Origin of the sequence: Myxococcus dinghuensis, assembly GCF_024198235.1 — a bacterium.
GTDB classification, from domain to species: domain Bacteria; phylum Myxococcota; class Myxococcia; order Myxococcales; family Myxococcaceae; genus Myxococcus; species Myxococcus dinghuensis.
The window spans coordinates 251538-265204 of the sequence record NZ_JAKCFB010000009.1 but is presented as its reverse complement, the minus strand read 5'-3'; the positions used below and the strand labels follow the sequence as shown (position 1 = coordinate 265204).

At 70.9% G+C, this 13667-nt stretch carries 9 protein-coding genes; all 9 read right to left on the bottom strand.

What is annotated here, in order from left to right; translation table 11 throughout:
- Nucleotides 1–156: 156 nt before the first annotated feature.
- The 9 genes from LZ198_RS15700 to LZ198_RS15655 all read right to left on the bottom strand — a co-directional run bounded on the left by LZ198_RS15700 (nucleotide 157) and on the right by LZ198_RS15655 (nucleotide 13598).
- Nucleotides 157–1470, bottom strand: coding sequence for a serine/threonine-protein kinase (locus LZ198_RS15700; RefSeq protein WP_253972769.1), 1314 nt, complete (start codon nucleotides 1468–1470; stop codon nucleotides 157–159).
- Nucleotides 1471–1518: 48 nt separating this feature from the next.
- A complete protein-coding gene (locus tag LZ198_RS15695) occupies nucleotides 1519–1998 on the bottom strand; it encodes a GNAT family N-acetyltransferase (RefSeq protein WP_253972768.1) in 480 nt (159 codons plus the stop codon).
- Nucleotides 1995–2945 carry a hypothetical protein gene (locus LZ198_RS15690; RefSeq protein ID WP_253972767.1) on the bottom strand — a complete coding sequence of 317 codons (951 nt, stop codon included), beginning with the start codon at nucleotides 2943–2945 and terminating at the stop codon, nucleotides 1995–1997. The genes LZ198_RS15695 and LZ198_RS15690 overlap by 4 nt, the downstream gene beginning before the upstream one ends.
- A 60-nt stretch (nucleotides 2946–3005) precedes the next feature.
- Nucleotides 3006–7055, bottom strand: coding sequence for an annexin (locus LZ198_RS15685; protein ID WP_267145471.1), 4050 nt, complete (start codon nucleotides 7053–7055; stop codon nucleotides 3006–3008).
- A gap of 159 nt (nucleotides 7056–7214) precedes the next feature.
- Nucleotides 7215–8036 carry a hypothetical protein gene (locus LZ198_RS15675; protein ID WP_253972766.1) on the bottom strand — a complete coding sequence of 274 codons (822 nt, stop codon included), beginning with the start codon at nucleotides 8034–8036 and terminating at the stop codon, nucleotides 7215–7217.
- Between the two features lie 153 nt (nucleotides 8037–8189).
- Nucleotides 8190–9047, bottom strand: coding sequence for an alpha/beta fold hydrolase (locus LZ198_RS15670; RefSeq protein WP_253972765.1), 858 nt, complete (start codon nucleotides 9045–9047; stop codon nucleotides 8190–8192).
- A gap of 170 nt (nucleotides 9048–9217) precedes the next feature.
- Nucleotides 9218–10930: a sodium:solute symporter gene (locus tag LZ198_RS15665; protein WP_253972764.1), complete on the bottom strand. Its 1713-nt coding sequence runs from the start codon at nucleotides 10928–10930 to the stop codon at nucleotides 9218–9220.
- On the bottom strand, nucleotides 10927–11115 hold the full coding sequence (locus LZ198_RS15660) for a hypothetical protein (protein WP_253972763.1): 189 nt from the start codon (nucleotides 11113–11115) through the stop codon (nucleotides 10927–10929). Before LZ198_RS15660 ends, LZ198_RS15665 begins: the two co-directional genes overlap by 4 nt.
- Complete coding sequence (locus tag LZ198_RS15655) at nucleotides 11112–13598, bottom strand: PIG-L family deacetylase (RefSeq protein ID WP_323382645.1); 2487 nt, start codon at nucleotides 13596–13598, stop codon at nucleotides 11112–11114. Before LZ198_RS15655 ends, LZ198_RS15660 begins: the two co-directional genes overlap by 4 nt.
- Nucleotides 13599–13667 lie beyond the last annotated feature (69 nt).

Here is a 13667-nt window from a genome sequence, read left to right as displayed (position 1 = left end):
CGACGAAGAGCAAGCACGGGGCCACGGCACGCCGATGTAACCACGGTGCTTCAGTGAAGCGGAAACCGGGGACTGTGTCCTCGCGCCCGCGGGCCTCGTGCGTGGACAACCACGGAGGCCTCCCACGAGGCGTGGCCCTCCGGCCGCTCGCCACGACTACCGGGGTGAGGACGACTCCCCCGGCCAGGGGGTCTGGAAGTGGGGGCGCCCTGTCCCACTGCCAGGTGATGCGGGGTGGGTGCGCGGCGCCGCCCGCTCCGGGAGGTTGTTCCACGCGGGGGAGTCCTCGACCCTCGCGCCGCTCCCCCAGAGCGTGCCCAGCAGGCGCAACATCCCCATGAGGGCCGCGGCGGCAGACACCGCCAGCAGGGTCCGCCGCAAGCGCTTGCGGTGGGCGGAGACAGGCGGCGCTTCCGCCCGGTCGACCGACTCGGCGGGTCCCGCGGTGACGCCCTCCTCCCGCGCTGAAGGCCCCCGCGAGGCTTCTGCCGGCACGGGCGCCACCACGACGCCTTGTGCGCCCACCGTCGCGGGCGGTTCGGCCCCGGCGGCCATGCCCCGGGGCTCCGGGCTCGACGCGGCCCGGAGGGCCCGCAACGCGAGGAGCGCGTCCTTCGCGGAGGGGAAGCGGTCGGCGCGCCGGGGCGCCAGCAGCCTGCGCAGGAAGGCCCTCGCGCCGTCCGACACGGCCGGCAGGTGCGCCTCGAAGGACAGCGTGAGCCCATCCCCCATCAGCTCCGCGGGCTCGCGGCCCGTGAGCGCGTGCACGAGCGTGGCGCCCAACGCATACAGGTCGCTGGACGGCTCCACCGTGCCTCCGAGCTGCTCGGGCGGCATGTAGCCGAACGTCCCCACCAGCGTGGAGCCATGGGTCACGTCACGCGCGAGGTGACGGGCGGCGCCGAAGTCCACCAACGCCGCGCGTCCATCCGGCCGGAGGATGAGGTTGGCGGGCTTGACGTCCCGGTGCACCAGCGCGGGCGTGCGCCGGTGCAGCGCGTCCAGCGTCTGGAGCACCTGCTCCGCCAGCGTCCACGCCTCGTCCTCGGCCAGGCGACGCCGGGAGAGGCGCTGGAGCAGGGACTCCCCTTCCAGCAACTCCTGGGCGAGGTACAGGCGGGTCCCCACCCCGCGCCCCTCCTGGAAGCTGGCGACGAAGCGCGGGATGTCCGGGTGCTCCAGCGCGCGCAGCACGGCGGCCTCGCGCTCGAAGGCGTCGAGCTGCTCCGTCCCGGGCACCATGGCGAAGAGCAGTTCCTTGAGCGCCACCCGCCGGCCTTCACCATCCACCGCCAGGTAGACGCGCCCGTGGGGCGACTGGGAGAGGAGCCGCTGGACGCGGTAGCCGCCCGGAGACACCGCCGCGCCGCAATGACCACAGCGGGTCCCCTCCAGCACCGCGTCACAGAGGACACAGGCCTCGCCCTCCGCGTCCTCCCGCGACCTCGTCGGCGATTGGATGCGCTCCACCACACACCTCCCTGGAGCGCCGGATGCGAAGGGCGGGCCAGCGCCGCGTCACGCCTTGCGCTTGTAGATGTCCGGGTCCGTCTTCTCCATGTAGCGCTCCGGAAACCTCGGCGGCGTGAAGCCATACTGGGCATAGAGCCCATGGGCATCCAGCGTCACGAGGTTGAAGCGCCGCAGGCCCTGGAGGTCCGGGTGCGCCATGATGGCCGTCATGAGCTGCTTGCCCAGGCCCTTGCCTTGCCAGGCGTCATCCACATACACGTCGCAGAGGTAGGCGAACGTCGCGCGGTCCGTGATGACACGCGCATAGGCCACCTGCGCCCCGTCCCGCGCATACACGCCGAAGGCCAGGGAGTTGCGCATCGCCTTCTCGACGAGGTCGCGTGGAATCCCGGCGCTCCAGTACGCGCGGGACAGGAAGCCATGCACCACGTCCACGTCGATGCGGGACACGTCGTCGGAGATGAGGATGCCGTCCTCGCCATGGACCTCGTAGGGCGAGGACCGGGTGTCACCGCGGTCGTTCATCTCGAGGCCGAGGCCTCGCGCGACTCCAACGCCTTCACCCAGTCCGGCTTCACCGGCGTCGGGCGGTAGTCCGCGTCGAGGCGGACCTCCTGCCCCTGCTCGATGGCCCAGCACTCCAGCTCGCGCAGCCACAGCTCGTGCAGGTGCTCGCGGGCCTTGTTCGCTTCCACGAAGACATAGGCCACGCGATTCACCGGCTGCCCCGGCCCCAACGAGCCCGTCAGGCGCAGCGCGCACGCGTCGAGCATCTCCGCCTGGGAGACCTCCCGCCCGTGGACGATGAACTTGAGGGCCTGCGTCTTCGCGTCGTAGAGCCCCGTCAGCTCGTGCATCCGCTGGTGCCGCGAGCGGATGACGCCGCCCTCCAGCCCGTAGCCCATGCGGTCGTGACCGGGCTTCGCCTGGGCGAACGCCGTGGCGGAGTCCGCGTCCAGGTCGTGGAACTGCACCAGGGAGACGTCGTCCGGGCCCTTCAGCAACCGCCAGGGCCCGAACTCCAGCCAGCGGCGGGACACCAGCCGCGAGTGGCCGGCGGCGCCCTTGAACGCGCAGCCCCAGCCGTGCGGGAAGTGCAGGTCGTCCAGCACGGGCGCGGCATAGGCGCGCGCGCCCACCTTCCAATCCGGGTGGAGGCTGCCGAACGAGGCGAGCGCGAAGGGCAGCGGCGCCAGCTCCGTCAGCAACCGCCGGACGTCCTTGTCGTGATGCCCGCGCACCATGGCGACGGGGGGCTCGACGAGGAGCTGATTCCAACCCTTGCCGTCCCACGTGGCCTTGGCCCACGACTTGTCGCCGAGCATGGCGGCTTGCAGCCAATCCGCGCGGGGGGGCTTCTCCGCGTAGTCCACCGACAACGCGCCGGGGACCGACTGGGGGAGCCACCGCGCGGCGAGGGCTCGAACGAGGGCAGGCATGTCGGACCCGGACAGCCCGATTCCCATCTCCATGTCCGTCACCCTCCTCGTCGCACCAGCCAGTGCTCAAAGCGCCCCATCACTATCCAGTGCTCACGGAGTCTTGTCGAGCCCGAGGTACTTCTCGAGGTCGGCCTTGCTCCCCGACAGCTTCTCGATGAACTCCGCGCGCGCCTTGACGTCATCGGGGCCGATGACGACCGACGTGCCATCCGGCCGGTAGACCTCGACCTCGAAGAAGGCCTGCTTCCTGGGGTCGGCGAGCTGCTCGCGGATGAAGTCCTTGTTGGCGACGACGCCCTTGGGGTCCAGCATGGTGAGGTTGACGCGGTCCACCTTCTGCGGCGTCGCGGGCCCCACGCCAGGGACCGAGGGCGTCACCTTGTCGGCCGGCAGGTAGCGGTCGTACAGCTTGATGTCGTCGAGGATCTGGAGCTTCTCGCTCTCGCCGAACCCGGTCGCGACGTTCTTGAGCTCGCGGACCGTCGCGCCGTGGCCCTCCACGACGTCGATGCGCCGGTCCTTGTTGAGCGTCACGCCCAGCGCCTGCGCCTCCTGCTGGCTCAGCCGCACCTCGCGACGTCCCGCGCGGCTCGCGAGGAACGTCTGCTCGTACCAGCGGTTGGCGATGGCGCCCTTGTCCGAGTTCGACAGCCGCGAGGTGACGCGCAGCATCTCCTGCTGGCTGGCGGCGAGGCGCGCCTCGGCCTCGGTGAACGGCGTGCCGTCCGGCTTCTTCAGCTTGCGCGCCGCCGCGAGCGCCTGCTGGCCCTCGGAGGTGTCCAGGCGGACGAGCTTGTCGACGAGCTTCTCCGTGAACCCCACCTTGGCTTCGTGCCGGATGGTGTCCGCGCTGCGGCCTCCGGGCGACGCGGGCAGCGCGTCGATGAACTCCTGGTCGCGGGTGAGCACCCCCTCCCGCTTCATCACGTCCAGCCACTGGCCCAGGGGCTTGTTGGCGTCGGTGCCGCCCAGTTCACGGAACGCGTCCGCGCGGGTGGCGTTGGGGGAGATCTTCTTCGGCGGCTCGTAGTCCGGCACCGGCTCGAACTTGCCGGCGACGCCGTCCTTGGGCGGCACGTACTGCATGCGCGTGCCCGGACCGTCGTTGCGAAGGAACAGCTCGCCGTACTCGTTCTGCACCCAGTGGTGGTTCGCCGGCAGGTCCTTGGGGTCCGTGGGGTAGCCGCGCGCCTCGGCCTCGAGGCGGCCCTTGCTCGACTGCTCCGCCGCGACGTAGCCACGCGCGGAGTCCAGCGAGTCGACCTGGCCCGCGTGCACGTCGAGCTGCGAGCGCAGGCCGGCGATCTCCTTCTCGATGGCCTCGCGCTGCGCGACGGACGCCACGTCCGTCTCCCCGAGCTGCCCCAGCCGCGTGTCGATGCGCTGCTGGACGGACTCCAGCTCCTGGATGAGCGACTTGAGCTTCTTCACCTCGAGCTGGGACTCGAAGCCCTGCGTCCCGTAACCGGGCCGCTGGGTGAGCTCCTGCATGACGGCGTCGCGCAGCTGGCGCGCCTGGCCCAGCGGGCCCTCGTACTTCTGGAGGGTGCGGGCCGTCTCCATGTGGGCGGCGATGTCCGCGGCCGTCGCCTCCGGCCCCGCCTCGATGCGCACGCGCCCTTCGCCGTAGCGCACGTGGACGGTGCGGCCCTCGAGCTGCGGGTTGACGGAGACGGGGATCTCCTTGGGCCGCGCCAGATGCGACACGCCCGCCATCGCCCCGTCCATCACCACGCCGCCGCCCGCGCCGAACACCGAGCCCACGGTGCCATCCACCAGCGCGCGCTGGCCCACCTGCGCGAGCCCCGGCAGGACGCCGTTCTTCCACGTCTCGCTCTGCATCGACTGGTCGGCCGCGCCGCCCAGCGCCCCGCCGACGCCGCCCTCCCACGCGCCCTGGATGGCGGTGGTGCGCACCCGCTGCGCCAGCGTCTGCTTCACCACCTGCTCGGAGACCTCCGCCGCGGCGGTGGTGCTCGCGCCGCCCAGGACCTTGGGCAGGGGGATGACGGCGGTGCCGCCCTCGATGGCGCCCACCACCGCCTGCTGGGCCACCCCATCCAGGCCCAGCGCGTCACCCTTGAAGTAAGCCTGCGTCGCCACGCGCGTGGTGGCGCCCAGCGCCGCGTAGCCCGCGATGGCCAGCGGCGTCGCCGCGCCACCCGTGGCCACCACCGCCGCCGTCGTCACCACCGCCACCGCGGCCGTGGCCGCCATGTCCGCGGTGCTGTCCTTCGTCTCCTGCAGGTCCTTCACGTCGTCGGTGGAGTAGCCCAGGCGCCGGTTGGCGGCGTCCGTGTCGCCCGTCGCGATGGCCGTCTCCGCCGCGCTCAGGTTGCGCTCCAGCCGCTCGGAGTCCGACTCCCCCTTGGTGAGGTGCTGGATGGTGTCGATGAAGCCCAGGCCGTTGCTCTGCTCGAACCGCTGCTGCGCCCGCAGCCGGTCCGCCTGCTGCCGGGCCGCGTCCGGAGCCTTCGGGTCGATGGCGCCCAGGTCGTACATCTGGTCGACGATCTCGAACTTGTCGCGGCCGCCCAGCTCCGACGTCAGGTCCGAGCGCAGGTCGCGCTTGTAGAGGTCGCGGTACGCGGCGGTGATGTCGTCGATCTGCGCCTTCGACTTGTTGCCCAGCACCTCGCGCAGGGCCGCCTCGTCCGTGCCGATGCCATCCATGGCGCGGTGCAGCTGCTCCGCGGCGGCCTCCGCCTGGCCCCGCTTGTCGTCGGCGGCGGGCGGGTTGAGGTAGCGCAGGCCCACCTGCGTGTCCGCGCCACCCCAACCGCGGACCTCGGACTCCAGCGACCGGCCCGTCTGCTTCTGGAACTCCGCCTTCAGCGCGGGCAGGTCCTCCGGCTTCGTGTTCTTCAGCACGTCGAGGACGGCGCTCTTGTCCGTGCCGAACCAACCCCGCGTGGCGCTGTCGATCTTCGCGGCGTTCGAGGCCGCGGGGTTGCCCTCCAGGATGCCCCGGGCGCGCGCGTAGTCCTCCTTCGACAGCTTGCCGCGCAGCTCCGTCTGGAGAGAGGCGTCCGCGAGCAGGAGCTTCTTCTGCTCGGCCGGCAGGCCCTCGAGGGTGTCGAACACCTTCTTGCTGTCCGCGCCGAAGAAGCCCTGGAGCGCGTCATGCACCTTGGAGCGCGCGGCGTCCGCCTCCAGCCTCGTCACGTCCCCGGGCGACGTGGCGCGGGTGGTGGCCAGCAGGTTGGCCAACTGCGAGCGCTGGGCGGCATCGAGGCTGGACCCCAGCGCCTTCTGCATGAACTCCTCGGGCGTGGCGGCCTGGATGCCCGGGTGGTCCTTGCCGTACATCTGCTGGAAGGAGCGGGCGATGGCCTGACGCTCGGCGGGGGGCGCCTGGCGCAGGGTGTTGAGCATCGCGTCCTTGTCACCGAACCAGCCGGTCTGCTGCTGGATGGCGGCCGCGCCCGCGTTGCCCTTGTTGCCGGCGAGGATCCCGTTGACGCGGGTGAGGTCGTCGCCGCCCAGCTCGTCGCGCAGCGTGGCGTCCAGGTCGAGCTTGTAGTGCTCCTTGAAGGACTGGCGGATGAGGGCGATGTCCGCGGGCGACTTCTTGTCCAGCGTCTTGAAGATGGCGTCCTCGTCCGTGCCCCACCCGGTGAGGCCGCCCTTCATCGCGCGGTACAGCTCCGTGGCGTCCTTGGCGGCCTGCTCCTTCGTGTAGCCCGGCGTCACGCCCGGAGCCTGGGCCGGAGGCCCCATCACGGGCCGAGGCTGCGCGGCCGTCTGGGCGGGCACGAACGAGCTGGCGGTGGACGCACGCTGCGCCGCGGCGCGGGCGGACGTCGCGGCCTGCTGGGCGGCGGCGGTCGCCTTCGCCACGGCCTGCTCGGCGCGCGTCAGCTCGCTCTTGGGCACGTTCTGCTTGCGGGCCTCGGCCAGGGCGTCCTGGGCCTTCTTCATCGCGTCCTGGGCCTGCCGCGACGCGGCCTCCGCCTGGGCACGCGCCTGCGCGGCCTGGGCCGCCTGCGCTCGCGCGGCCTCCGCCGCCGCCCGCGCCGCCGCCTCCGCGGCCTTCTGGGCCTCACGCGCCGCGCGCTCCGCCTCCGCGGCCGCGCTGCCCTGACCACTGCCCTGCGATTCACCCGTGGCCCGAGTAGATCCACCCTCGCTGACTCGCATGCCCCCAGCTCCGCGTCGGTCCGCCGTGGCGGATATTGGCCTACACGAGTCCCCCCAAAGCGGACCCGGAAATCGCTTTCAAGAGATTATCGAACAATCCCTGTCACGGGTTGTCTGGCCCGCCGCGTTCGAACCAGACGACCTACTTCCGGAATCACATCACGCCGGCTTCTCCTCCAGGAGGACCTTCACCTCCGTGACGAGGCGCAGCCGACGTGGCGGGTCCTCCTGCTCCGCGGAGAGGTCCGCCTGGACGCGCATCTCCATCTCGCTCCGTGCGGGCCAGAGTCTGTCCATCCGGAACAGGCTCTCCCCCTTCGTCTGGGAACGCACCATCATCCGCTCCGAGCCCTCCGGGCGCGTCTGGTATTCGGCCGGCACGGGCTGGTTCTTCGAGGTCTGCTGGATGAGGAAGCGCGTGCCGACGTGGACCTCGTCCATCGACGTCAGCTCGAAGCTGGAGGTGCCTTGCGCGGGCACGGGCCCCACGCCGTAGAGCGGCAGCTCCCAGCGCGCCCCCAGTCCAACGGCCTCCTGGGGGAAGGGATTGCCCACGAACTGGAGCGCCTTGGCCAGCGCCAGCAACTCCTTGCGGCGCTCGGGTGACAGGCTCGGAGGCAGGTTCAGGTCCAGGGTGTTGCCGCGCCGTCCCGCCTGCCCCTTCCCGGTGAGCCCCGGGAGGAACGCGAGGCTCTTGCGCACCTCGTCCACGTGCGGGCCGGCGACGCCCTGGGGGACGAGCAGGTCCACCGCGTCGAGCGTGAAGTCATAGCGGACGTCTCCCTCGAGCGAGAGGGATTGCACGTGGATGACGAAGGTCATGCGCGTGGAGGGCATGCGCGGCGCGGGATGCGAGGCGCCTCCCGTCTCCACCGTGACGGAGGAGGCATGCGTGGCGATGACGACCTGCGTGGACCCGGGCTGGGGACGGAGGACCACCTGCCGCCGCGGCTCGCGGCCCTGCATGACGACGAGGCTCATGGCCCCAATCCTAGACAAGAGCCCGGGTCGACGACGAGGGCCGTCCGGTCGAAAGCAGCCAGCGCCCGTCAGGGATGCCACGCGATGCACGAAGAAGGCCGCGCGGACCCGAAGTGCCCGCGCGGCCCCCTGACGCACCTGTACCGGGGGACCTCAGCCGCCCCGGACGAACGAGAGCAGGTCCTCGTTGATGGCATCCTTGATGGTGGAGCACATGCCGTGCGGCTGCCCCGGGTAGACCTTCAGCTTGGCGCCCTTCACGAGCGAGGCGGTGAGCTTCCCCGCGGCCTCGAACGGGACGATCTGGTCCGCGTCGCCGTGCATCACCAGGGTGGGCACGTCGAACTTCGCCAGGTCCGCGCGGAAGTCCGTCTCGGAGAACGCCTTGACGGTGTCGTACTCCGCCTTGATGGAGCCCATCAGCCCCTGGAGCACGAAGCTCTCGCGCAGCCCCTCGGACACCTTCGCGCCCGGCTTGTTGAAGCCATAGAACGCCATGGAGAGGTTCTTGTAGAAGGTCGCCCGGTCGTTGCGCACTCCCGCGCGGATGTCGTCGAAGACCTTCATGGGCAGACCATTGGGGTGCCAGTCGGTCTTGAGCATGATGGGAGGCACCGCGCCGATGAGCACCGCCTTCGCGACGCGCGCCGTGCCATGGCGACCGATGTAGCGCGCCACCTCGCCACCGCCGGTCGAGTGCCCGACGTGGATGGCCTTCTTCAGGTCCAGCGCCTCCGTCAGCTCCGCGAGGTCATCCGCGAAGTGGTCCATGTCGTGGCCGTCCCAGACCTGGGTCGAACGGCCGTTGCCGCGACGGTCATGGGCGATGGTGCGAAAGCCCCGCTCGGACAGGAACAGCATCTGGTCCTCGAAGGCGTCGCCGGTCAGCGGCCAGCCATGCGAGAAGACGATCGGCTGTCCGTCCTTCGGCCCCCAGTCCTTGAAGTAGATCTTGGTGCCGTCCTTGGTCGCCAGATAGCTGCCATGGATCTTCCCATTCGAAGTCGCCATTGCCGTCCTCGCTGTGTGGGGGTGTCTGCAACACAGCGAAGATGGGGGCACGGTCCAGCACCGACCAGTATCCACGGACTCGTGTGCCCCATCCCCGGGTCGAGCCTGCCGACCCTGCGGACGACTGACGGCGCGGACCCTCCCGCCCAGGCGATGCCCGCCCCTGCCGCTCAGGCTCCGGGGGCCGCGGCCGGCGCCACCTCGCGCGGCATCACCGCCTGGAGCACCAGCCCGAGCACGACGACGAAGACGCAGCCGAGCACGTTGTACCAGAGGAAGCCGATGTCGGTGAGCATGAACAGGGCAATCACGGTGAGCTGGGAGATGACGGCCGCGGTGAAGACGGCGTGCCCCTTCACGTGCTTCAAGAAGAAGGCGACCAGGAAGATGCCCAGCACGGTGCCATAGAAGATGGAGCCGAGGATGTTCACCGCCTGGATGAGGTTGTCGAGCAGCGACGCGAAGGTCGCGAACCCCACGGCCACCAGGCCCCAGAACACCGTGAACAGCTTCGACGCGACGAGCACGTTCTGGTCCGACGCGTCCGGCTTGAACACGCGCCGGTAGAAGTCCACCGTCGTCGTGGCCCCCAGCGCGTTCAGCTCGCTGGCGATGGAGCTCATCGCCGCCGAGAGGATGACCGCGATGAGCAGGCCGAAGAGGCCGCTGGGCAGCCACCGCTTCACGAAGCTGATGAAGATGTAGTCCGAGTCCTTGGTCTCCACGCCCGGCAGCGCGCGCGACACCACGGCCTTGGCGTCCTTGCGGACCGCGCTCGCCTCCTTCGCGGCCGTGCCCAGCGCCACCTTCGCGGCGGCCTCCCCGGCCGCGTCCCCGGCGTCACGCGCGGCGAGGTAGCGCTCCACCTCCGCGCGCTTGTGCGTCTGGACGGACTCCCACTTCGACTCCAGCGCCGCATACTCCGCCGCCTGCTCCGTGGCGCGCACGCGGTCGGACAGCGTCTGGTTGAACAGCAGCGGCGGCGTGCTGAACTGGTAGAAGACGAAGACGAGGATTCCGACGAAGAGGATGAGGAACTGCATCGGAATCTTGAGGACGCCGTTGAACAGCAGGCCCAGCCGGCTCTCGGAGATGGAGCGCCCCGTCAGGTAGCGGCCCACCTGCGACTGGTCCGTGCCGAAGTACGACAGCGACAGGAAGAGACCGCCGGTGATTCCGGACCAGAAGTTGTAACGGTCCTGAACGTTGAAGTCGAAGCTCACCACGTTCATCCGGCCGAAGGCGCCCGCGACGTCCACGGCCTTGCCGAAGGACACGTGCTCGGGCAGCCGCCAGATGATGACGAGCGCGGCCACCACCATGCCGCCCATCATCACCACCATCTGCTGCTTCTGCGTCTGGCTGACCGCCGTCGAGCCGCCCGTCACCGTGTAGAGGATGACCAGCGCTCCCATGGCCACCACGGTGGGCTCCAGCGGCCAGCCCAGGATGGTGGAGAGGATGATGGCGGGGGCGTAGATGGTGATGCCCGCCGCGAGCCCGCGCTGGACGAGGAACAGGAACGCGCCCAACAGGCGCGTCTTCAGGTCGAAGCGCGTCTCCAGGTACTGGTACGCCGTGATGACGTTCAGCCGGTAGTAGATGGGGACGAAGACCGCGCTGATGATGACCATCGCGATGGGCAGTCCGAAATAGAACTGCACGAAGCGCATGCCGTCTTCGTAGGCCTGCCCCGGCACGGAGAGGAAGGTGATGGCGCTGGCCTGGGTGGCCATCACCGCCAGGCCGATGGTGGGCCACTTCAGCTCGCGCGCGCCGCGCAGGTAGTCCTCGGACGTCTTCGCGCCGCGCGACTTCCAGAGTCCCCACACCACGATGAACGCCGTCGTCCCGACGAGCACCAACCAGTCGAGCAGTGTCACGCGTAGGCCTCGGTGAGCGCCCAGCAGAGCGCGACGAACAGGACGAAGGTGCCGAGCACCAGGAGGTAGATGTTGCGCCACGAGCCCAGGAGGGGCGGCGCGTCGTCCAGGTCCTGCCGGGGCGGGACGGGGGCGACGGGCGCGGGAGCGGACGCTTGCGAGGAGGGGGTGGGGGCGGTGCTCATTGCGCGAGGAGGTTCGCCAACAGGCGGTAGGCGCCGGGGACACCGGCGGGGAGCTGACGGAAGAAGGCGATGCCGGTGTAGACGAACGCGCCCTTGCCATGGCGCGCGACGAGCAGGCCGCCGGTGAGCGGCGCCTCGCCCGCGTCGCTCATCGAGAAGACGGGGCGGTAGTGGTCATCCCACTTCGACGCGAAGTAGAGGCCCCGCTCCTGCACCCAGCCGTCGAAGTCGGCGGGCGTCAGGGCGTTGGGCGCGCGCAGCAGCGGCTCGTCCGGCTTGACGGGCGTCATCACCGCCGTCTCGTCCGTCACGCGCTCCCGGCCGATCTCCAGCGGGTACGGACCGACGAACGCGGCCAGCGGCCCCACGCGGCTGTTGGTGTTGTACTGCACCACCAGCCGTCCACCCTGCTTCACGTAGTCGAGCAGGCGCTCGCGGTGGACGGCCAGCCGCGGGTTGGCGTTGAAGGCGCGCACGCCCACGAGGATGGCCTCGAAGCGCTCCAGCTTCTCGCCCGCGAGCCGCTCCTCCGGGAGCACCGTCACCTCGTAGCCCACCGCGGCCAGGCTCTCCGCCACGCGGTCCCCGGGCCCCGGGATGTAGCCGATGCGCTTCACCTTCGTCGTCAGCGCGAACGGCACCAGCGTCGCCTCGGACGCCTGCCGCACCGCCAGCGGCGGGATGTGCGGATGGGACACGGCGCGCACGCGCCAGGACTCCGCGCGCCCCCCGCTCTCCACCACCACGCGCAGGCGCCCCTTCTGGGTCGCCCCCCGGGGCGGCGTCACCTGGAACCGGACGGTGCGCTCGTCGCCGCGCGCGGGCAGTTGGAAGGCCACCTCCGCTGGCTCCGAGCGCCAGCCCTCCGGCAGCTCCAGCCGCGCCTTGCCGCGAGCGTCCGCCTTCCCGGCCGCGAGCACCACGTCCACGGCCTGGGGAGCGCCATTGGGGAACATCACCCGGTCGCGCTCGAGCGTCGCGGTGACGGCGGGCACCACCTCGAACGCGCGGTACAGCTCGCCACGCACCGGGTCCGTCCACACGTAGACCACGGGCCGCGTCACCGTGAAGCGCCTGCCCCCCACCTCATAGGTGAAGCCCACCGACAGCGCGGGCGGGCCCTCCGGAAGACCGGTGAGGGCGCGGTCCTTCTCCTGCAGCACGAAGAGCCCGCCGCTTGCGGGCTGGTGCAGCCAGTACGGCGTGGAGATGGCCGCGTCGTCCGGCAACGTCACCTTGCGCCCCAGCTTGAAGGGCGCGTGCTCCGCCAGCGCCGTGTCGGCGGAGACCGTCTCGCCGCCCGGGAGCGTCACGCCCACGAGCTTCACCGCGGCGGGGGAGCGGTTGAGCGCGAACAGGTTCAGCTCCACGGGCGCGCCGGGCACCGCCGAGGGCTCGCCGGCCCGCGCCTCCAGGAACAGGCCCGCGCACGCGGCCACCAGCGTCTCCGTCTCCCGCAGCTTGAGGGCCTTCCACGGGTGCTCGTCCGGCAGGGCGGACAACGCGGCATGGACACGCAGCAGCGCGGGTACCGAGCGATGCGGCGCGCGCGCGTCGAAGCCCTTCACCGCCTCCTCCACGGCGACGGCCACGGCGTCCCCTCCCTTCCAGCGGCGCCACGTGAGGTCCAGCCCCTCGAAGACGTCCTTCGTCGGGCGAGTCCCGGCGAGCGGCGTGAAGTACTCCAGCAGCGGTCCGCGCTCGGCGGGGACGCCGAAGCCCTGGCTCTTGTGCTGGCTGCGGCTCTCCGCGGAGACCTCGCCCCAGGAGCGCCCCAGCAGCGGGTCGAAGCCACCGACGTCCACCTTCAGATACGCGGACATGTCCGCGTCCGGCTTGAGGTTCCACGTGGAGACGTTGTGCAGCAGCCGGTCCGCCTTCCAGGGCCGCACCAGGTCGAGCTGCTCGGGGAAGCGCTGGGGGTCGGCCGCGGCGGTGAAGGCCTCGGCGGCGAGCAGCGCGGACGCGGTGTGGTGACCGTGGTTGGGCGGCTTCGTGTCGAAGCGCGTGACGATGACGTCCGGCTGGAAGCGGCGGATGGCGAGCACCACGTCGGCGAGCACCGCGTCGTGTCCCCAGATGCGCAGCGCCTCGTCGGCGGACTTCGTGTAGCCGAAGTCGCGCGCGCGGGTGAACCACTGCTCGGCGCCGTCCACGCGTCGCGCGGCCAGCAGCTCGTGGGTGCGGATGAGGCCGAGCAGCTCGTCCTGCTCGGTGCCGATGAGGTTCTGTCCGCCATCACCGCGCGTCAGCGACAGGTAGCCAGCGCGCAGGCCCTTCTCCCCGACGAGCCACGCGAGGAAGCGCGTGTTCTCGTCGTCGGGGTGCGCCGCCACATAGAGGACGCTGCCCGTCACGCCGAGCCGCCGCAGCCCCGCGGCGATTTCGCCCGCATGGGGTTGTCGAGGGGCTTGCGCGAAGGCCGAGGTCCCGAAGCCAAGACTCATGACGAGCGTCATGCCAAAGGAGAGCAGGTTCCGCATCCTCGGCGACCTATACCAGCACCTCCGCGCACGCGCGCGGGACAAGCTCATCGATGACGCGGTCGGCCA

Bases quoted from the DNA above. Each gene is read 5' to 3' on its own strand.
- LZ198_RS15695 (WP_253972768.1), bottom strand. From the start codon at position 1,998: ATGAACGACCGCGGTGACACCCGGTCCTCGCCCTACGAGGTCCATGGC.
- LZ198_RS15690 (WP_253972767.1), bottom strand. From the start codon at position 2,945: ATGGAGATGGGAATCGGGCTGTCCGGGTCCGACATGCCTGCCCTCGTT.
- LZ198_RS15685 (WP_267145471.1), bottom strand. From the start codon at position 7,055: ATGCGAGTCAGCGAGGGTGGATCTACTCGGGCCACGGGTGAATCGCAG.
- LZ198_RS15675 (WP_253972766.1), bottom strand. From the start codon at position 8,036: ATGAGCCTCGTCGTCATGCAGGGCCGCGAGCCGCGGCGGCAGGTGGTC.
- LZ198_RS15670 (WP_253972765.1), bottom strand. From the start codon at position 9,047: ATGGCGACTTCGAATGGGAAGATCCATGGCAGCTATCTGGCGACCAAG.
- LZ198_RS15660 (WP_253972763.1), bottom strand. From the start codon at position 11,115: ATGAGCACCGCCCCCACCCCCTCCTCGCAAGCGTCCGCTCCCGCGCCC.
- LZ198_RS15655 (WP_323382645.1), bottom strand. From the start codon at position 13,598: ATGCGGAACCTGCTCTCCTTTGGCATGACGCTCGTCATGAGTCTTGGC.